Origin of the sequence: Konateibacter massiliensis (assembly GCF_900184995.1) — a bacterium.
Classification (GTDB): domain Bacteria; phylum Bacillota; class Clostridia; order Lachnospirales; family Lachnospiraceae; genus Lachnotalea; species Lachnotalea massiliensis.
This window is the reverse complement of the sequence record NZ_LT860099.1, coordinates 1,659,447-1,679,648: the sequence shown is the minus strand read 5'-3', so window position 1 is coordinate 1,679,648 and position 20,202 is coordinate 1,659,447. Positions and strand designations below refer to the sequence as shown.

Sequence of the window (20,202 nt, the reverse complement as noted above, 5' to 3'; positions counted from 1 at the left end):
GATAGCATTTTGATTAGATACAACTAACCAAAATGCTATTTTATATTATAGAAAGATCTACACTTTTTATTTATATTTTCCCCATAATTTGGAATGATAAGGAGGTATGCGAATGGAAAAAACATTGGATTTAAACAAATCAGTTTATGAGTTGACCAAGGAATACCCGGAGATAGTGGATATCCTGTCTGAACTTGGCTTTAAAGATATTACAAAGCCGGGAATGCTGAATACAGCGGGCAGGTTCATGACAATACCAAAGGGTGCGGCGATGAAGAAGATTGATATGGCACTAATCGAAAAAACATTATCTGAAAAGGGCTATCAAATTCAGAATTAAGGAGGAAACCATGAGCGAATTTATTAATAACCGTGAAATGCGGCAGCAGGTAATCAAGGACATTCTTAAGCAGCTCCATGAAGGCAAATCAGTAGAAGAGGTGAAGAAGCTGTTTGAAGAAGCTTTTGACGGAGTATCTGCTACGGAAATAACGGATGCGGAAACGGCATTGATGGAGGGTGGACTTCCGGTTGAGGAGGTTCAAAAACTCTGTGACGTACATGCCGCTGTATTTAAGGGATCGATTGCGGAAATCCACCATCCGCAGGATCCGGCTAAAATTCCGGGACATCCTGTTCATACGCTCGAGGCGGAAAACAGATATTTGGAGCGTATCATGGAGGAAGAAATCAAGCCAAACCTTGTAAAAGCAGAGAAAAAGGAAGCGTTGCTTGCCGGAATCGAAAAGCTTGAGAAGATTGCGCTGCATTACCAGAGAAAAGAAAATCTCTTTTTCCCGTATATGGAAAAGTACGGCATCACGGCACCGCCGAAGGTAATGTGGGGTGTGGACGATGAAATAAGAGCTCAGATAAAGGAAGTAAAGAGCTTGGTTGTACAGAATGCACCGGCTGATGTTTTGCTTCCGAAGGCGGAGGAAGCACTCAATAAAGCGGCGGAGATGATTTTTAAAGAGGAAAAAATCATGGTTCCAATGCTTTTGGAGCAGCTTACACAGGACGAATGGGAGTCAATCGGAATCGAGAGTGCGGAGCTTGGCTATCTCATCGAAAATGTGCCGGTATGGAAGCCGGACAAGACAAAGAAGGATGAGCCAAAGATAGAGCAGGAAGAACCGGAAGTAAAGGAAGGCATCATAAAGCTTCCTTCTGGTGTATTTAATTTGGAAGAACTCGTATGTATGCTGAATACACTGCCGTTTGACATTACCTTTGTGGATAAAAACGATGAGGTTAAGTTTTTCTCGGAGGGAAAAGAGAGAACATTTCCTAGAACAAGGGCGATTATCGGAAGAAACGTATCAAACTGCCATCCGCCTGCAAGTGTGCACATCGTAGAAAACATTGTACAAGACTTTAAGGACGGAAAGAAAGATCAAGAAGACTTCTGGATTAAGATGGGAGGAAAATACGTTTTTATCCGCTACTATGCTGTGAGAAACGAGGCAGGAGAATACTTAGGTGTTCTCGAAGTGACGCAGGATATTCAGCCGATACAGGAGATTACAGGCGAGAAGAGATTGGTATCGGAGTAGAGTATCAAATTCTCAAAGCTTGACAATCGATGCAATCTAAATCATAATAAGCACATACCCTTATAGGTATAAGGAGGTGCGAGAAGTGAGACAATGTATGGATGCAGACAACCTGCATCGCCGCTTAAATAAGATTATCGGACAGGTTCAGGCAATTGACAGAATGGTGGACGAGGATGTTCCATGCGAGGATGTGCTATCCCAAATCAATGCTGCCAAATCAGCCCTTCATCGGGTTGGACAGGTGGTTTTGGAGGGACATATCAACCACTGTGTCCGTGACGGAATTGAGCACGGAGATGCGGAAAAGACGATTGAAAGCTTTACCAAAGCGGTAGAGCGGTTTGCAAATATGAAATAGGAAAAACCCGGATATGGTATAGCAGATATGCCTGTCCGGGTTTTTGATATATCATAGGAAAATTCTATGAATTTGGGCTTTTCTCTAGTTGATTTTCTTTTTGGTAAAAGCCTTTTTATATTGGGAAGGTGTCATTCCCTCAATTTGTTTGAAAACCTTCATAAAATATTTTTCGTCTAAAAATCCGCAGGAATAAGCGGCTTCCTTGATGGAAATATGATAGCTTGCAAGAAGCGATTTGGCTGCTTCAATCCGTATTTTGTTGATATAGCGTGTCAGGGTTATTCCTGTTGTTCTTTTGAACAATGAAGATAGATAATCAGGGTTATAGCCCGTATCTTTTGCAATTTGTGCGATGGTCACAGACTTGAAATAGTTTGCCTTTATCCATTCCATAATCCGGCTTATATTGGGCGGAATATTCTGACTTTTGTGATCCTTCATATCCATAAATTCCTGTGATATTTCCAAGATAAGAAGACTTAGGGCATAGTCTGTCATCCGGCTTGAATAAAGCTGTTCCTGCCGAGAAAGGTCAAGAAGCTGGTTAAACAGCACAAAAACACGTTTTGTCAGAGAAAGTCTGCCCCATTCCGGCATAAGATAAATTTCATCTGCAAAAGCATTTCTTTCCAAAAAGTCAGGTGTGATATCGGATTGTACCAAGACCGGCTCCTTTGTCGTAAAATGAACCCAATAATAGGAAAGAGTACCTTTTGAGGGCTGGTAGCCGTAATGTTCTTCCCCCGCCTTTAAGAAAATATACTGTTTTGCACCGACCTCATATTTTACACCGGATTGTGCAATATATAGAGTTCCTTCGTTTACCAAAATCAAGACGTGCTCCTCCAATGTACGCCGGTTGTGGCAGAAGTTTTCACGGCTGATTAAATTGCCGCAGGTAATGTAGGAGATAGGAAAATGAGCATCTGTAATAAAATAACGCATATAAGTTTTCACCACCTTTTATATTGTTCTGGAAGTTGAAAATAGTACGCTAATAAAGCATACTGTTTCTATATCATAAGACTTTTTGAAAGAAATGTCTATCTGTTTTAAACACCTAATATGAATGGGAGGAAAAAGAAATGAAAGACTGTATGAAACGTTTTACCATCGAGGATAAATTCTTTGGCGGATATGAAAAACTTGTGAAAGAGGTAGTGATTCCTTATCAGGAAAAAGTGCTAAAGGATGAGATTACGGATGCGGAAAAGAGCCATGCGATTGAGAATTTTAAAAGTGCAGCCAAAATGCGAAAGGACGGGAAATGCGAGGAGGAGTTTTACGGCATGGTTTTTCAGGACAGCGATGTGGCAAAATGGCTGGAAGCCGCTGCGTATTCACTTGTAAAATATCCTGATAAGGAGCTGGAGAGCCGCATGGATGAGGTGATTGAGCTGATTGGAAGCACCCAGCAGGAGGATGGCTATTTAAATACTTATTTTACGGTGAAGGAGCCGGGCAAAAGATGGACCAATCTGGAGGAGGCACATGAGCTTTACTGTGCGGGACATATGATGGAGGCGGCGGTTGCCTACGCAGATAATACCGGAAAGACGAAGTTGTTAGATATTATGTGCAAAATGGCAGACCATATTTATAAGCACTTCGTTGAAGAAAAAGCAAAAGGCTATCCGGGGCACCCTGAGGTGGAGCTTGCCTTGATGAGAATGTATGAGTATACGGGAAATGAGAAATACAAAGAGCTTGCCAAGCATTTTATCGATGTGCGAGGAGTAGACAGTCAATATTTTGCAAAGGAGAGTCAGGCGAGGGGCTGGACAGTATGGGGAAGCAAGGGAGAAAACCCAGAGTATACGCAGAGTCATGCACCGGTGCGAGAGCAGACAAAGGCGGTAGGTCATGCGGTTCGTGCGGTTTACCTCTACACCGGAATGGCAGAAGTTGCAAAGGTGGAGCAGGATGAAACATTAAAAAATGCCTGCAAGACGCTTTGGGATAACATTACGGACAGTAAAATGTATGTGACAGGGGCGATTGGCTCGGCATACGAAGGAGAGGCATTTACAAAGGACTATCATTTGCCGAACGACAGCGTGTATGGGGAAACTTGTGCTTCCATCGGTTTGATTTTCTTTGCAAGGAAAATGCTTGAGCTAGAAATGAATAGCAAATATGCGGATGTGATGGAGAGAGCGCTCTATAATTGTGTCTTAGCGGGAATGCAGTTGGATGGGCAGCGTTTCTTCTATGTCAATCCGCTTGAGGTAATACCGGGGATTTCGGGAGAGGCGGTCAATCTTATGCATGTGAAGCCTACACGCCCAAAGTGGTTTGCATGTGCATGCTGTCCGCCGAATGTGGCACGCCTTATCTCTTCTCTTGGAAGATATGCATGGACAGCAGAAAACAAAGTTGCGTACAATCACTTATTTATGGGCGGAACACTTGACTTAACCGAGGAGCTTCATGGAAAAATAGTGACAGAGGCAAGCTTTCCATACGGAGATACGGTGACGTATCGCTTTGAGCCGGAGAGAGAGGCAATGGATATGACCATTGCAATCAGAATGCCTGCATGGAGCAAGGAAACATGTATCATGCAAAACGGACAAAAGGCAGAGTACGAGGTGAAGGACGGTTATGCCTATGTGACCGGTAAATTTACGGTGGAGGATAAGATAACGGTGAACTTTGACATGAGTGTAAAACACATTTATGCGAAAAGCAATGTAAGCGCAGACAGCGGCAAAGTTGCTTTTTCCAAAGGACCTTTTATCTATTGTGCGGAAGGTGCAGATAATGATGCCGATATTTTGGGCTTGCGGGTGAAGAAAAACACAAAGACAGAGACCATAGAGTCCGATGACTTGGGAGACATTGAAAAAATTGTCATAGAGGGAGAAAGGCTTTCATCCGGCAAGGAGCTCTATTCCTATGAGGCACCGGCAGGTGAAGAATGCAAGATAACGCTGATTCCTTATTATGCGTGGGGAAACAGAGGACTGAATGAGATGCGGGTATGGCTGCCGGAAATTTTATAGAGTATGAAAAAGAACTTGACAACTCATACCCCTATGGGTATTATATCCTTATACCCCCATGGGTATAAGGAGGATAAACATGGAGAAATTAGAACAATTTTTAGAGTGGGGCGGCATGAAAAAGGATATTGTCTGTCTGGCATTAGGAGGATTTGCGCTGATATTAAGCATTGCGGGCATAAATCCATTGCCCTTTGACAGTGCATGGATTGCCATTATTTTATGCGGATTGCCAATTATATTGGAGGCAGTTATCGGGCTGGTGACGGAATTTGATATCAAAGCAGATGTGCTTGTATCACTTGCCTTAATTGCCTCGGTTTTAATCGGTGAACATTTTGCGGCAGGAGAAATCGCATTTATTATGCAGCTTGGTGCCTTGCTTGAGGATGCCACAGTTGCAAAAGCGAGGGCAGGTATTGAGAAGCTCGTGCATTTAACGCCCAGAACAGCGCGAGTCATAAATGGAGCAGCGGAGACAGTGATTGCGGCAGAGCAAGTCAAGGTTGGAGATTTGCTCCGTATTTTGCCGGGTGAGACGATTCCGGTGGACGGAATCATCCAATCAGGTCATACCTCTGTCAATCAGGCGGTTATGACAGGAGAGGCGCTTCCGGTTGATAAACACGTCGGGGACGAGGTATCAAGCGGTACGGTAAACCAATTTGGCTCCTTTGACATGGAAGCCACGAAGGTTGGAGATGACAGTTCCATTCAAAGAATGATACGTCTTGTACAGTCAGCGGATGCAGGAAAGGCTAAGATTGTTGGGCTTGCGGATCGTTGGGCGACATGGATTGTCGTGATAGCACTTAGTGCGGCGGCACTTACGTGGCTGTTTACGGAAGAGATCATCCGCGCGGTGACCATTTTGGTTGTCTTTTGCCCATGTGCGTTGGTGCTCGCGACCCCGACAGCGATTATGGCAGCGATTGGAAATGCCACTAAGCACGGGTTTTTGGTAAAAGAGGGCGACGCCCTTGAGAGACTGGCAGATGTGTCAAGAATCACCTTTGACAAAACAGGCACGCTGACCTACGGAAAGCCGGAGGTTGCAGCGGTTCAGAGCTGTCTTGAAGAAATTCCGAGAGAATTGTTGTATGCGTATGCTGCCGGTGTGGAGGCAAGGTCGGAGCATCCGCTTGGAAAGTCGGTTGTACAGTGCTATAAGAAGGAAGAAGTACAGGAAGATAAAACAGCCACCGAATTTCGTATGCTGCCGGGAAGAGGTGTATGGGGCATTGTGGAGGGCAAAGAGATTTTTGCCGGAAACAAGGAGCTTCTTTTAGAAAACAGTATTTTAATGGAAGAAAGCAATCAAACAGAAGCTGAGAAATATGTAAATCGTGGATGTACCATTATTTATATTTCCGTTGAAAGCAAATACGCAGGTTTTATTGCGTTGACGGATACGATGCGGGAAGAGGCGGCAGATACGATAGCAAAAATTAAGGAAAAGAAAATCCAGCCTGTCTTGCTCACCGGAGACCATGAAAATGCGGCAAAAAATATTGCAGGGCAGCTAAATATCAAAGAGGTGTATGCAGACTGCCTGCCGGAGGACAAATTAAAATGGATTGATTACTATGAGGAGCAGGGCAAAAAGGTGTGTATGATAGGAGACGGAATCAATGACGCTCCGGCGCTAAAGCGTGCTTATGTAGGAATTGCAATGGGAGGAATCGGAAGTGATATTGCAGTTGAGGCTGCGGATATTGCACTGGTCAATGATGATATGGGAGAGCTTTCGCACCTTCTGAGTCTCTCCAAGAAAATGATGAAAAAGATTAAATATAATCTTGCATTCTCCATGCTTTTAAACTTTGCCGCGATTGTGCTGGCAATTACAGGCATTTTAAATCCTGTTTTAGGAGCACTGGTACATAATGCAGGCTCTGTCTTTGTCATCATCAATTCTTCATTGTTATTAAAATGGAGAGAGGCATCATAGAAAACAATAGGAAGGGAATATTAAATATTGATATAATTTTAGACAAGAAATTGATATAATATATTGACTCTGTTACGCTAAAGCGTTATAATCGTTTTTGGATTAGGGCGTTAGAATCGCCGCAGCTGTAGATTGTCTTGCTAATAAGGAGGAAAAACGTATGTCATATGTTGACGAAGTCATTGAGCTAATTGTAAAGCAAAACCCAGGTGAAGCAGAATTTCATCAGGCAGTCAAAGAAGTATTGGAATCATTGAGAGTGGTAGTAGAGAGAAACGAAGAGGTGTATAGAAGAGAAGCACTTTTAGAGAGACTCTGCAATCCGGAAAGACAGATTAAATTCAGAGTTCCTTGGGTAGATGATAAGGGACAGGTTCAGGTAAACACAGGATACCGTGTTCAGTTTAACAGTTCCATCGGACCTTACAAGGGCGGACTTAGATTACATCCATCTGTAAACATCGGTATTATCAAATTTTTGGGATTTGAGCAGGTGTTTAAAAACTCCTTGACAGGACTTCCAATCGGCGGCGGAAAAGGCGGTTCCGATTTCGATCCTAAGGGAAAATCTGACAGAGAGGTTATGGCATTTTGCCAGAGCTTTATCACAGAGTTATACAAATATATCGGAGCTGACACTGATGTTCCTGCCGGAGATATCGGAACAGGCGGAAGAGAAATCGGCTATATGTTTGGACAGTATAAGAGAATCCGCGGCGCATACGAAGGCGTTTTGACAGGAAAAGGCTTATCCTACGGCGGTTCTTTAGCAAGAACAGAGGCAACAGGCTTTGGTTTGTTATATTTAACAGATGAAATGTTAAAGGCAAACAAGATTGACATTGCAGGAAAGACCGTTGCAATTTCAGGTTCCGGTAATGTTGCAATCTATGCAGCTAAGAAGGCACACGAGTTAAAGGCAAAGGTAGTGACGGTATCTGATTCAACCGGATGGATTTATGATTCAGAGGGAATTGATATCGATTTATTAAAAGAAATTAAGGAAGTAAGACGTGCAAGACTTACCGAGTATGCAGCGGCTAGAAAAAGTGCTGAGTACCATGAAGGAACAGGCGTATGGACAGTGAAATGTGACATCGCACTTCCTTGTGCAACACAGAACGAGCTGAACTTAGACGATGCAAAGGCTTTAGTAGCAAATGGCTGTCTTGCGGTGGCTGAAGGTGCTAATATGCCTACAACCTTAGAGGCAACTGAGTACTTACAGAAAAACGGTGTTTTATTTGCGCCAGGTAAGGCTGCAAATGCAGGTGGTGTTGCAACATCAGCGCTTGAGATGACACAGAACAGCGAGAGATTAAGCTGGACATTTGAAGAAGTAGATGCAAAATTAAAGCAGATTATGGTAAATATCTTCCACAATCTGGACGAGGCAGCAAAAGAGTACGGCGTAGAAGGAAACTATGTAATAGGTGCTAATATCGCAGGCTTTATGAAGGTTGCGGATGCTATGATTGCGCAGGGCGTTTGCTAATTAAAACTAGTTTTGAAATAATATTGACATAAAAAAAAGCCTCGGTTTATCCGAGGTTTTTTTTATATGAGAGAAGGGAAAAAGAACAAAATAAAGCTTGAAATATAAAGTGGGTATAAAATAAATATAAAAAATAAATAAAAAGGCGTAAATAGGAGTAAAAAGTCAAAAGAAACAACAAAAAGATGTATAAAATTATTTGCAATACCAATGGAAAGAAGATATAATGGACCATGCAGTTTGTAAAAAAATACCAGTACATATACATTGATGTTACTTTAAGGATAAATTTGCTGCGGCGGATATAAAATGGGGATTTTATTTTGGTCGCAATATAAAATACGAATAGGGGGAAAAGAAAAAGATGAAGCCAATAACTAGAAAAGCACTCGTGTTTTTTACAATATTCAGTTCTATTATTTATATTCTATGGAGAATCCTTCGAACCATTCCGTTTGAATATGGCATTTTTTCAACTATATGCGGTTTAAGCCTGCTTATTGTTGAGATTATCGGATTGTTTGAGATGCTGATTCATTTCGGACAACTCACCAATATCCAGGTGCCGGAGAAACCCAAAGTGGATAACTCTCAATATCCCGATGTGGACATTTTTATCTCCACCTACAATGAGCCGCCTGAACTTCTATATAAGACCATAAATGCATGCCTGCATATGGACTATCCTGATAAATCCAAAGTACATATTTATTTATGCGATGACGGACATCGCGATGAAATGGGTGTTTTAGCAGAAAAGATGGGTATTACGCACTTAGTCCGGGATACTCATGAATTTGCTAAGGCGGGTAACCTAAATCATGCAATGAGTGTGACAAGTTCACCTTTTATTGTTACCTTTGATGCCGACATGATGCCAAGACATAACTTTTTGATGAACTGTATGCCTTATTTCCTGGGAGAGGAAAAAATAGGTTTTTTACAGACACCTCAGACCTTTTACAATCCAGACTTGTTTCAATATAACCTGTATTCGGAGGACCGTATTCCGAATGAGCAGGATTATTTCTACCGCGACGTTCAGGTAATGCGTAATGCCAGCAATACCGTTATTTACGGCGGAACAAACACAATTTTATCCCGTGAGGCACTCGAGGATGCGGGAGGCTTTTACACGGGTGTTATCACCGAGGATTTTGCAACCGGTATGGTCATTCAGAGCAAGGGCTATCAGTGCTATGCCATCAGTGAGTCCTATGCATGCGGTATGGCGCCGGAGGATTTAAAGAGTCTGATTAAACAGAGACAGCGTTGGGCAAGAGGCTGTATCCAGACGGGACGAAAGGTAAATATCCTGTTTCGAAAGGGACTTAATTTTAAGCAGAAGATGAGCTATCTGACTTCTATCACCTATTGGTATGGCTCCCTAAAGCGCCTTATTTATCTGATGTCACCTATTTTATATGCAGTGTTCAATGTGATTGTTGTAAAGTGTACGTTGGGTGAGGTTCTTTTGTTCTGGCTTCCGATGTATTTGCTCAATAACACAACACTTCGGCTTTTATCAGGAAATATCCGCAATACGCGGCTTACCAATATTTATGAAACCATACTTTTTCCAAGTCTTTTGCCGGCGGTTTTACTGGAGACCTTTGGCATATCACAGAGTAAATTCGTCGTGACAAAGAAGGATTCGAAGCAGAAGCTGGAAGGAAACGGCATTTGGTACAGCTTTAAAAACTCGATTGTTCTTCTTATTTTGCTGGGCTTAAGTGTGTGGGGACTTGGAAGATGCGTCGTGGAAACCTTTGAGCGGGGGACACCTGTGTTCATCGTTATTATGTTCTGGCTGCTGGTTAATCTGTTCAATCTTATGATGGCATTGTTCTTCATGTTTGGACGACGTCCGCACCGCCAGTTTGAGCGCTTTGATGTGGAGGTAGACTGCCTGATTATTTATGGAGACCATGTTGTCCGCACCAAGACAGATAATATTTCGGAAAAAGGTATTGCAGTGACACTTGATTTTCCGGAATGGATATCACCGCAGGAAGAGGTTACGATAAAGCTTGCGACAGAGCTCTATGAAACAAGTTTTCAGGCAAGGGTTGCCAATGTTATGAGTGCCAAGGATAAGTGGAGGTATGGCTTTGAGCTGACGGATATCAGCGAGGAGAACAACCTTGAGATGCTGCAGATTGTGTATGACAGAGAGCCTTCCCTTCCGAAGGAAATCGAGGCGAGCCTCAGTACCGTGGATGATATTATGATTAACATCAGCCGAAGAGCCGGAGGACGAGATTATTTCAGCAGAAAGCTTCCGCGCATTAATCTGTATAGCCGTGTCAAGACAGCGGAGGGGAGAACTCTTTTACTGAGAGATTTTAACTATGAGTTTCTGACAATCTGTTTTCTGCGTGGGGAGGCAGTGCCGAAGGAGCTTACCATCGTGGAGGGCAGTGTAACAATCCAGTGTATATTGGAGGAGAGAAGCTTTAAATATGGGAGCTGTTACCGGATACAAAATACAGATGAGGTTATTCAAAATGCAGAATTTCGCTCTGTGTTGAAGAATTGGATGGGCGATTATGAGACCGACAAGGAAGAAAAGCTTTCTTACCGTAAACGAATTGACAGGACACTGAAAAAGTACGAGAGCTTTGATGAACTGAATTATTTATAGGAGACAGGTAGGAAAATGAGAAAAAACATAAGAGGTTATTTTATTATACTTTTGTTGGAACTTTGTTTGCTTATGTCTGTTCCACAGACGGTGTTTGCCATAAGCAGTGCGGATGAAACGACAATCACACCGACCGAAAGCGGACTGAAGGAATGGAGCGACGGTGCCGTTGTGACGAAGGAGACGAGCGGCAAGGGAGAGGAATATCAGGTTGATGTGACGGCAGACACAACAGGATTGGATGAGGATTACTATTCTGTTTATATTTATGATTATAAAAAGAGAAACATCGGAACGTTTGACGGAATACGTTTTCACTATGTGAATAACAGTGATAATGATGTGAAAATTAATTTAACCTTGACAGTTGACGCAGATACCAGCGTGATGATGCTTGAAAAATCCTTTGCGGTAGCTGAAAATGATGAGACGAAAAAGACGGAGGTTTTATCCGCGGAGTACGGAACAATCGCCATACCGGCTCATTTTAGCGGAACAATCTATGTTCCGTTTACCCAGTTGTTTGATGAGGAGGGAGAGAATGTTTCCCTGAAAACCATTCAATCATGGGGAATCACAACGGTTGTGGAGAAGGAACAGCAGGTTTCTTACTCGATCGGCAACATTGCCTTTTTGGAAGGAAGTGTTGAGCTGATGCGGGAGAGCTGTTTTTTGATTACACTTTCCGGGGAAAAAACAGTGTTGCTTCCAAGCACCGGATCTGTTCTTTGGCAGTATGAAGGAACGACTGCGGACTTAGAGGGTCAGCTGCAAGATGCGGATTTATCCTTTTTTATGGAGGAGGATATTGACGGAGTTACATTGAGTGCCGATGGTGCCTTGGAGATACAAAGCGGCTGTACAGAACCTGAGATTACCATCTATGCAAAAACAGAGCAGAGTGTGAATGCAGGAAAACTGGTGATTTCTTTGGAGCATGTCAGTACAGATGTTGCAGCCGTGGGTGTTCCGAGTGCAGGGGACGTAGAGAAAATCACATCAACTGCATATACAACATTAAATAACTCGGTTATTTTCTTTCGTATATTGGGTTTTGTGCTTGCTTTATTCTTTTTAGCAGTTTTTTCAGTCTGGTTTTCCGAGGCAAAGACAAATTATGAGAAAATGAAGAAAAAGCTTTATCAAATATTTCATGAGGAGGACGAGAAGGGACTATGACATTTTCAAGCTTACCATTTCTATTTTATTTTCTTCCCGCAGTACTCCTATTGTATTATGTATTCTTTTTTTCAAGAACGATAAAGAATCTGATATTGATTGTTTGCAGTTTGTTTTTTTATGCATGGGGAGAACCAAAGTATATTCTGCTGTTGCTTGCAGCAATTGCAGTAAACTACATATTAGGCTTATTCATCGGTCAGGCAAAGAAGAGAAAAGGTCTTTCGACCTTTTGGCTTGTCACGGCGGTTGCATTTAATTTATCTGTGCTTGTTATTTTTAAATATTTGACCTTTATCACGAAGAACATAAGTTATGCGACAGGAGGAAAGACCGATATTATCAATATTGCTCTACCAATCGGTATATCATTTTTTACCTTTCAGGCAATATCCTACGTTGTTGATGTTTATAGAAGAGATGTAAAGATGCAGAAAAACCCGCTTCATTTTGCGCTGTATTTATCCTTTTTCCCAAAGCTGACACAAGGGCCTGTTATGAAATATGAGACCTTTGAGCCGCAGATTACGGAAAGAAGGGAGAGCTTGAAAAAGTTTTCCTCGGGAGTGTGCTTTTTTATCGTAGGACTTGGGAAAAAGGTATTGCTTGCCAACAATATGGCAATTGTTGTGGACCGCATATTCGAGATACACAATATGGGCAATATTCCGGTAAGCCTTGCATGGCTCGGAGCGATTGCTTATACGTTCCAGATTTATTTTGACTTTTCGGGTTATTCCGATATGGCAATCGGGCTGGGGCTTATGTTTGGCTTTAAGCTGGATAAAAACTTCAATTATCCGTATATTTCAAAATCCATCAGTGAATTTTGGAGAAGGTGGCATATTTCACTTGGAATGTGGTTCCGCGAATATTTGTATTTCCCGCTTGGCGGTTCGAGAGTAGTCAACAAGGATTTGCTCATTCGAAATCTCGCAGTTGTTTGGATTGCAACGGGTGTATGGCACGGGGCAAATTGGACGTTTTTAGTATGGGGAGTGATTAACTTTGTGTTTATTGCACTTGAAAAAATGTTTCAGTTTGACAAGCGCAACATTCCGAATGCAGTGCGCCATATCTATGCGATGCTGGTTATTATAATCGGCTGGGTCATTTTTAGGGCGGATTCGCTTCAGGAGGCAGGAAGTTATATCACATGCATGTTTAACTTTATTTCAAACGGTATATACAGCGATTATACGCTTTTGTTTTTAAAGGAATTTGGAGTTTTCTTTCTTGCAGCATTTATTTTCAGTCTGCCGGTTGCTTCTTTTTTAAATCAGTTTATGGCAAAGGGAATTATGGTGCGAAAAAGTGTGGACATGCAGCAGGGGGATAAGGGACATACCCTTTACGAGGAAGCACCGCTTGTCAGACTCATTAGTGTGTTGTATCCCATCGGCATGATTATATTGTTTTTAATCTGTATTACCTATATGGTAAAGGGAAGCTATAATCCGTTTATCTATTTTCAATTCTAAGAAGGAGGGCTTATCGTGAAACGTTTTTTTGCTAAAAAAGGAATTACAGCAGTTTTATTTGTTGTTATTTTGTTTACTCTGTCCTTCCTGAATTGGAAAACCGCCTACCAAACATTAAAGGAAAGCGCGGTGGTTTGGGCAGAAAGCGATGATAGATTTACAGCGCTGCCGGAGTTTATTGCGGCGGCAAACAGCACAATAACGGACGAGGTGTATGATAAATACGCTTATATTGAGAGCTATGGCTATTTGCAGGAACTTTTAGGCAAGAAGGAAATCAATAATTTTGAGGTTGTGAAGGCGAAGGACGGAAGCCTTCATTATACCTATTTTACTTCGGGACCAAATGAGGTCGATACTCTTGTTGATCGAATGGAGAGGCTGAAGGAAGCGGCAGAGGCGACGGGCAGCAAGGTGATGTATGTGATGACTCCGGATAAATACATCACGGGTGTGACAGAGTTTGAAAAAGGCATTCCCTACAATTATGCAAATGAGACTGCCGATAACTTTTTGTCTGCACTTGCCGAGCGAGGTGTTGATACACTGGATTTCAGACAGCTTATGAAGGAAGACGGAAGATATGTGCCGGAGAGTTTTTATCAGACGGACCACCACTGGAAGATTGAGACGGCATTTTGGGCGTTCACAAAATTTGTAGATGTGCTGGAACAAGATTATGGCTTGGAATTTGCGAATAAGGAGCAGTATACCAATTTAGAAAATTATAATCAGATTACCTATGAAGATTCCTATATCGGCTCAATGGGTCGAAAGGAAGGAAAGCTCTATTCAAAGGTTGAGGATTTTACGTTTATCTATCCGAAATTTGATACAAACTTTTACTTCTATGCCCAAAGCGGCTCTGTGGAGACAAAGGCAGAGGGAAGATTCGAACAGTCACTTGCATTCACTTCCCTGTTATCGGGAGAAGGCGATATTTACGATGCGACAAACGATAAATATTTTACATATATGAATGGAAATCCGGGTTTTGTGGAGGTCAGCAATTTTAATAATACGGATGGACCGAAGGTATTGTTTATCAAAGATTCGCTTATGGTGCCGGTAGCGTCCTTCTTTTCGCTGGGCTGTTCCAAGGTTTATATGATAGATCCGAGATATTATGCCGGTGACATTGATGAGGTTATCGAGGAATATGATTTTGACTATATTTTTGTAAGCTATACCCCGCAAAACCTGACAGAGGAATTTTTCCCCTTCTACGAGGAGTAAAGTGGCGGCTTGTATATAGAAAAGGATGTGCCTTGGCACATCCTTGCGCCGAGCGCAGTCGGTGAAACCGACATCTTCCTTTTGCGGGAGTGCGCATAATAGTTTTTCTATCATAGATTTTTCTATGATAGAAAAGGATGTGCCTTGGCACATCCTCGCGACTTACTGCTGCGGCAAAAGGGCATTTACCATGTCCTCATCCCAAGCGGAGGCGGACAAGTCATAAATCCCAAAGCCAGAGGCAAATTCCCAATAGCCCCAGTCTATATCGAGGGCTTCAGCCTCTCGCACAACAGCTGCTGTCCAGTTTACGCGTGTGCTTGCCGGTGCGGTTTTGCTGATGCCGAATTCACCGAGGAAAAGAGGAACATTATTTTGATCTGCCCAGCTCTTTGCAGTTTGCAGTCTGTTTTGCAGATAGGAAACCTCCTCTGCGGTTCCTTCCCAAGTGATGCCGCTTAAATTCTGAAAGCCTTCGTGGTACTCGTTTCCTTGAAAGGCTACCTCGTTTGGCTCATAGTAATGCACGGTTGCGATAAGTCGTTTGTCAGCAGGGAGCACTAAGGTGCTAAGGGAATCGATAGAGTTATAATTAACTCCTCCGACAATGAGGTAGTGTGTTTTGTCAACGGCGCGGATGGCTTTTACCAAATCAGCCAGCATACTGTTCCACTGATTGCTGTCTAAGCTGCCCTGAGGCTCATTTACAAGCTCAAAGACGAGGGTGGCAGGATAATCCTTATAGCGTGTGGCAAGCTGCTCCCAGATGGCAATCAGGCAGTCTCTATTGCTATCAGGATTTTCCATAAGTTCGGTAAAATGATGTAGGTCCAGTATCAATGTTAAGTTTTGTGCGAGTGCCTCATCAATGTAGGCGTCTATCTGGGTCATAAAGGTTTCATCCAAAATATAGTCCGTACTGCTTTTATCAACATAGTCGGAGAAGCGGACGGGAAGTCTGACTGTTTGAAAGCCAGCTTCCTTGATTACCTTGAAGTAAGAAATATTCATAGGAACGTCCCAGGGCTGGTCTTTTGGCGCTTCCAGAGCATTGCCTATATTCAGACATTTACTCAGATCCGGCGGCACAGAGGACGATGTATCATCCGAGCAGCCGGACAGAAGAAAAGTCAGTGCGATAACAGATAAACAGATAAATATTGTATGTTTCATAGAAACCTCCGTTTCAAATTCAATCGTAGAACAAAGTGTGAGCTTTGCTCACACTCCGCGCCCGAGTGGGTTGCGCAGCAACTACTTTCAATCCGCGAGGTGCGCATTCAGGCACGAAGTGCCTTTTTATATCAATGGGAAGTTCGGAGAACTTTCCTATGATATAAAATAGGGCTTTTACCCCTAATCATTATATAGGAAAAAATAAAAAGAGACAATGAAATAAAACGAAAAACGCAGACGAAAGAGAGGAAAACAACGGTGAATGAAGAAGTTATTTTAAAAAGCCAATTTTGGGGCGGCTATAACAAGCAGGATGTTCTTCAATATGTGGATGACTTATTAGAGGAAAATGAACAGAGAGTCAAGCAGATGGAGGAGCAGATTGAACAGCTTGAGAGGGAAAACCGTATCTTAAAGGCAAAAGGACAGGCAAAATTGCCAATAGCCTTTCCGGCAGGCAATATTGCAATTGAAAATGTCAAAAACCTGTCTGTCAAGGAACAGATGAAGCTTCCGGAGGGAAGCTATATGCGAAAGGAGAGCAAGGTAGTAGCATTATCAGAAGGGTATTTGCCTTCTCTAAACGAGAACCAGAACAATCATAATAAAAAGCAGGCAAGTAAAAATGAGCCTGTTATGGAAGCTGCCGCTTATATTGCGGCTTCAGAGGAGCTAGTGCTGCAGGCTGAAGAAATCGTGCCGATGGAGGCTGGTGAATTTGAAGAGCTAAGAGTCAAAATTGCAGCTTTGCAGGCGGAGCTTGAAGCGGAACAACACGAAAAGCAGATGATAATGGCAAAGCTTGAATTCAGCAATGATTTGCTGTTGAATTTGTATGCGCACCTTCCGGATAGGAAGTAGTTGCTTTACAACCCGCCCTGTCATAGAAACTTACGGTCATATAACAGGGCTGCGTTTAGCACAACAAGTACGGAACCGGCATTGTGAACCAAAGCGCCGGTTACCGGATTTAATAGTCCAAGCACGGAGAGTGTGATGGCAATGGCATTGATACACATGGAGGCAATAATATTTCCTCGTATGGTTTTTACCGTTGAATTGGCGAGACGCTTTAAATAAGGGATTCTGGTGATATCACTGCTCATCAGGGCAATGTCGGAGGCTTCAATCGTGATGTCGCTTCCCATGCCGCCCATGACAATGCTCACATCGCTCGCTTTGAGGGCAGGCGCATCGTTGATACCGTCACCAATCATGCAGACAGTTTTGCCCTTCTCCTGCATGTCTTGTATCTGTTCGACTTTCCCGGCAGGAAGAAGCCCTGCTTTCATATGTGCAATTCCCGCCTGATTTGCCATATAGCCTGCTGACTGGATATGGTCGCCGGTCAGGAGAATAATATCCAAATTCATTTGTTTCAGCTTTTGTATCACATCTTTTGCATGTTCTCTAAGGACATCAGTCAATGCAATCACGCCGATGCAGCGTTGCTCAATAGCAATGAAAATAGCTGCCTTTCCGGCAAGCCGCAGTTTTTCAAGCTCCGGTCTGAAACCTTCCTGTATTTTAATATCACATTTTTCCAGATAGGCTTCACTTCCGCATTGCAGAAGCAGTTGTGAAAAGTTTGCGCGGACGCCCTGTCCAGGAAACATTTGAAAATCAGTCACCTCTTTTGAGCGTACGCCCTTTGACATGCCATGCGCAACGATGGCTTTGGCGAGCGGGTGCTCACTTTTTTCTTCCACAGACATACAAAGCAGCAACAATTCGTCCTCAGAGAATTCCGGGTCAAAGGAAATAATGTCGCTCACGGTCAGCCTGCCCTCTGTCAAGGTGCCCGTCTTATCGAAGGCAATGACATCTGCCTTTCCCATCAATTCCAATGCCTCACCGGATTTGATAATAACACCGTGCTTTGTCGCCTGACCGATGGCTGCCATAATGGCTGTGGGGGTTGCAAGTGCCAATGCACAGGGACAAAATACAACAAGAACCGTGACAAGGCGGTTTAAGGAAATCATCAAATCATAGCCTAAAAGCTGCATGACGACAAAGGTGCCGACTGCGATAAGCAAGGCGATGGGAACGAGATATACCGCCCATTTATCTGCGATGCGCTGCATGGGAGCTTTTTTATCCTCTGCCTCCTGCACAAGCCGGATCAGCTTTTGCAGTGATGTATCCTCCCCTACATGGGTTGCGCGGATATCGATTGTGCCAAAAGAATTTAATGTGCCGCAAAAAACGCTGTCCCCCGCCTCCTTATCGACCGGAAGAGATTCCCCAGTCATAATCGACTGGTCAATGGAGCTGTTGCCGGATAAGATAATTCCGTCCGTCGGAATAGTTTCGCCGGGCAGAATGCGAAGAATATCATCCAGCGCAATCTGGGACACGGGAATCATTTCCTGTGTGGCCTGTTCGTTTTGAACGGTTATTTTTCTTGCTTCCTTCGGGGTCAGGGAAATCAAGCTGTAAAGCCCCTTTTGGGCACGGATTACTGTCTTGTCTTCCAAGATTGCTCCGATTGCCATAATAAATGCCACCTCACCGGCTGCAAATATCTCGCCGATGGCGAGAGAGGCAAGCATGGCGATGGAAATCAAAAGTGCGGAAGAAATCCATTTTTGACGGATGAGCCTTGTCATAGCAAGGTAGAGCAGCGGATAACCGGAAATTATCACGGCTCCCCACGCAGGGTCAAAAGGCAATGAAATTTTTCCAATCATCAAAATAATACTGCAAATTAAAAAAACGGCAGAGAGAAGCGTCAGCTTCATACCGGAGAAACTATCACTCAACTGTTTTAACATATCAATACCTCCAAACTACTTGAAATTTTTAACATACTGGGATACAATTTAGTTTATGAACACTTTGTTCGATAAAATTATAATATAAAGATGAGCAAGGATACAACGGACAGTTCTTGCGGAATGTATGTTACTGAACAATTCTATAAATTTGTTCTAAATATAGAAAATTGTTTTGCAATTTCCTATATTTAGAACAAACTGTTTATGCGCACCTCGCGGATAGGAAGCAGTTGCGACGCAACCCGCTCGGGCGCGAAGTGTGAGTAGAACTCACACTTATTTATCTGATTAGGAGGAGAGTATGGACAGACGACAGCAGAAAACGAGGGAGGCGATTTTTGAGGCTTTTGGGAGTCTCCTTTCTGCGAAGCGATACAGTAAAATAACGATTCAGGAAATTATAGAAAAGGCAAACGTCGGAAGAAGCACCTTTTACGCTCATTTTGAGACAAAGGATGATTTGCTGAAGGAAATGTGTACCGAGTTGTTTGAGCATATTTTTTCGAAGAGTCTGGATATGGAGACGACTCATGATTTTTCGCTGACAGCGAAGGACAGCAGCTCTATGCTCACACATATTCTCTATCATCTAAGGGATAATAAAAGGAATATTATAGGGCTTTTAAACAGTGAGAGCAATGAGCTGTTCCTCTTTTATTTTAAGCAGTATTTAAACGAGCTCATTACATCCAGCATGTTGGATGGAGTAGAGGAGGAAAAAGCAGCAATTCCCTATGATTTTCTTGTAGAACATATTTCGGGAAGCTTTGTTGTATTGGTACAGTGGTGGATAAAAAACAAGATGAGGCAGTCGCCGGAGGAGATTTCCGGTTACTTCGAGGCAGTGATAGCACCGGTGCTTCCTCAGTTTTATGGATAGGAAAAGTGAGGTAAAAAATGAAATTTGTAATACAGCGTGTAGAGCATGCAAAGGTAACAGTTGAGGGAGAGGTAACAGGCTCGATTAAAAAGGGCTTCTTGGTTTTTGTCGGAGTGGGAAATGAGGATACAAAGGAGGAGGCAGACCGCCTTGTAAAGAAGATGATAGGTCTTCGTATCTTTGAGGATGAAAATGGAAAGACAAATCTCGCGTTAAAGGATATAGGAGGCGAATTGTTGATTGTATCCCAATTTACCCTTTATGCAGATTGCCGGAAGGGAAACCGCCCCTCTTTTATAGGTGCAGGAAATCCGGAGCTTGCAGAAGAGCTTTATGAATATATTATCGCGGAGTGCAGGAAACAGGTTGAGGTTGTGGAGCATGGCGTGTTCGGGGCAGAGATGAAGGTCGAGCTGCTCAACGACGGACCTTTCACAATTTTGTTGGATTAGATT

General features: G+C 42.9%; 16 protein-coding genes. 13 read left to right on the top strand and 3 right to left on the bottom strand.

The features are described 5' to 3' along the window. Window positions 1–112: 112 nt before the first annotated feature. The 3 genes from CTY48_RS13505 (at window position 113) to CTY48_RS13495 (ending at window position 1,917) form a co-directional block, all read left to right on the top strand. Window positions 113–340 carry a DUF1858 domain-containing protein gene (locus CTY48_RS13505; RefSeq protein WP_099469005.1) on the top strand — a complete coding sequence of 76 codons (228 nt, stop codon included), beginning with the start codon at window positions 113–115 and terminating at the stop codon, window positions 338–340. Between the two features lie 10 nt (window positions 341–350). Continuing rightward, the gene (locus CTY48_RS13500; protein ID WP_099469004.1) at window positions 351–1,556 is read left to right on the top strand and encodes a DUF438 domain-containing protein; all 1,206 of its coding nucleotides are present in this window, start codon (window positions 351–353) and stop codon (window positions 1,554–1,556) included. A gap of 85 nt (window positions 1,557–1,641) precedes the next feature. Next, complete coding sequence (locus CTY48_RS13495; protein ID WP_099469003.1) at window positions 1,642–1,917, top strand: metal-sensing transcriptional repressor; 276 nt, start codon at window positions 1,642–1,644, stop codon at window positions 1,915–1,917. An 84-nt stretch (window positions 1,918–2,001) separates the two neighbouring features. On the opposite strand, the gene CTY48_RS13490 is transcribed toward CTY48_RS13495, so the two are convergent. Beyond that, the gene (locus CTY48_RS13490) at window positions 2,002–2,865 is read right to left on the bottom strand and encodes an AraC family transcriptional regulator (RefSeq protein WP_099469002.1); all 864 of its coding nucleotides are present in this window, start codon (window positions 2,863–2,865) and stop codon (window positions 2,002–2,004) included. 140 nt (window positions 2,866–3,005) lie between these two features. Here CTY48_RS13490 and CTY48_RS13485 point away from each other — a divergent pair, with 140 nt between their 5' ends. The 7 genes from CTY48_RS13485 (at window position 3,006) to CTY48_RS13455 (ending at window position 14,911) form a co-directional block, all read left to right on the top strand. Continuing rightward, on the top strand, window positions 3,006–4,925 hold the full coding sequence (locus tag CTY48_RS13485) for a glycoside hydrolase family 127 protein (protein ID WP_099469001.1): 1,920 nt from the start codon (window positions 3,006–3,008) through the stop codon (window positions 4,923–4,925). A gap of 79 nt (window positions 4,926–5,004) precedes the next feature. Next, window positions 5,005–6,876, top strand: coding sequence for a heavy metal translocating P-type ATPase (locus CTY48_RS13480; protein ID WP_099469000.1), 1,872 nt, complete (start codon window positions 5,005–5,007; stop codon window positions 6,874–6,876). A 160-nt stretch (window positions 6,877–7,036) separates the two neighbouring features. Further along, window positions 7,037–8,371: an NADP-specific glutamate dehydrogenase gene (gene gdhA, locus CTY48_RS13475; RefSeq protein WP_099468999.1), complete on the top strand. Its 1,335-nt coding sequence runs from the start codon at window positions 7,037–7,039 to the stop codon at window positions 8,369–8,371. 364 nt (window positions 8,372–8,735) lie between these two features. Then, window positions 8,736–11,015 carry a glycosyltransferase family 2 protein gene (locus tag CTY48_RS13470; RefSeq protein ID WP_099468998.1) on the top strand — a complete coding sequence of 760 codons (2,280 nt, stop codon included), beginning with the start codon at window positions 8,736–8,738 and terminating at the stop codon, window positions 11,013–11,015. A 15-nt stretch (window positions 11,016–11,030) separates the two neighbouring features. Beyond that, complete coding sequence (locus CTY48_RS13465) at window positions 11,031–12,194, top strand: hypothetical protein (RefSeq protein ID WP_099468997.1); 1,164 nt, start codon at window positions 11,031–11,033, stop codon at window positions 12,192–12,194. Then, window positions 12,191–13,675 (top strand): MBOAT family O-acyltransferase, encoded by a 1,485-nt coding sequence (locus CTY48_RS13460; RefSeq protein ID WP_099468996.1) that lies wholly within the window; start codon window positions 12,191–12,193, stop codon window positions 13,673–13,675. Before CTY48_RS13465 ends, CTY48_RS13460 begins: the two co-directional genes overlap by 4 nt. 15 nt (window positions 13,676–13,690) lie before the next feature. After that, window positions 13,691–14,911: an alginate O-acetyltransferase AlgX-related protein gene (locus CTY48_RS13455; RefSeq protein ID WP_099468995.1), complete on the top strand. Its 1,221-nt coding sequence runs from the start codon at window positions 13,691–13,693 to the stop codon at window positions 14,909–14,911. A gap of 162 nt (window positions 14,912–15,073) precedes the next feature. Here the strand turns inward: CTY48_RS13455 and CTY48_RS13450 are convergent, their stop codons facing one another. Continuing rightward, window positions 15,074–16,084, bottom strand: coding sequence for a glycoside hydrolase family 5 protein (locus CTY48_RS13450; RefSeq protein WP_099468994.1), 1,011 nt, complete (start codon window positions 16,082–16,084; stop codon window positions 15,074–15,076). A 261-nt stretch (window positions 16,085–16,345) separates the two neighbouring features. Between CTY48_RS13450 and CTY48_RS13445 the strand changes: the two genes are divergently transcribed. Continuing rightward, window positions 16,346–16,948, top strand: a complete 603-nt coding sequence (locus CTY48_RS13445) for a hypothetical protein (RefSeq protein ID WP_099468993.1) — start codon at window positions 16,346–16,348, stop codon at window positions 16,946–16,948. Between the two features lie 20 nt (window positions 16,949–16,968). Here CTY48_RS13445 and CTY48_RS13440 read toward each other — a convergent pair whose 3' ends face one another. Continuing rightward, window positions 16,969–18,864, bottom strand: a complete 1,896-nt coding sequence (locus CTY48_RS13440; RefSeq protein WP_099468992.1) for a heavy metal translocating P-type ATPase — start codon at window positions 18,862–18,864, stop codon at window positions 16,969–16,971. A 304-nt stretch (window positions 18,865–19,168) separates the two neighbouring features. Here CTY48_RS13440 and CTY48_RS13435 point away from each other — a divergent pair, with 304 nt between their 5' ends. Both CTY48_RS13435 and dtd read left to right on the top strand, forming a co-directional pair. Then, window positions 19,169–19,747: a TetR/AcrR family transcriptional regulator gene (locus CTY48_RS13435; RefSeq protein WP_099468991.1), complete on the top strand. Its 579-nt coding sequence runs from the start codon at window positions 19,169–19,171 to the stop codon at window positions 19,745–19,747. A gap of 17 nt (window positions 19,748–19,764) precedes the next feature. After that, on the top strand, window positions 19,765–20,199 hold the full coding sequence (gene dtd / locus CTY48_RS13430) for a D-aminoacyl-tRNA deacylase (RefSeq protein WP_099468990.1): 435 nt from the start codon (window positions 19,765–19,767) through the stop codon (window positions 20,197–20,199). Window positions 20,200–20,202: the final 3 nt, after the last annotated feature.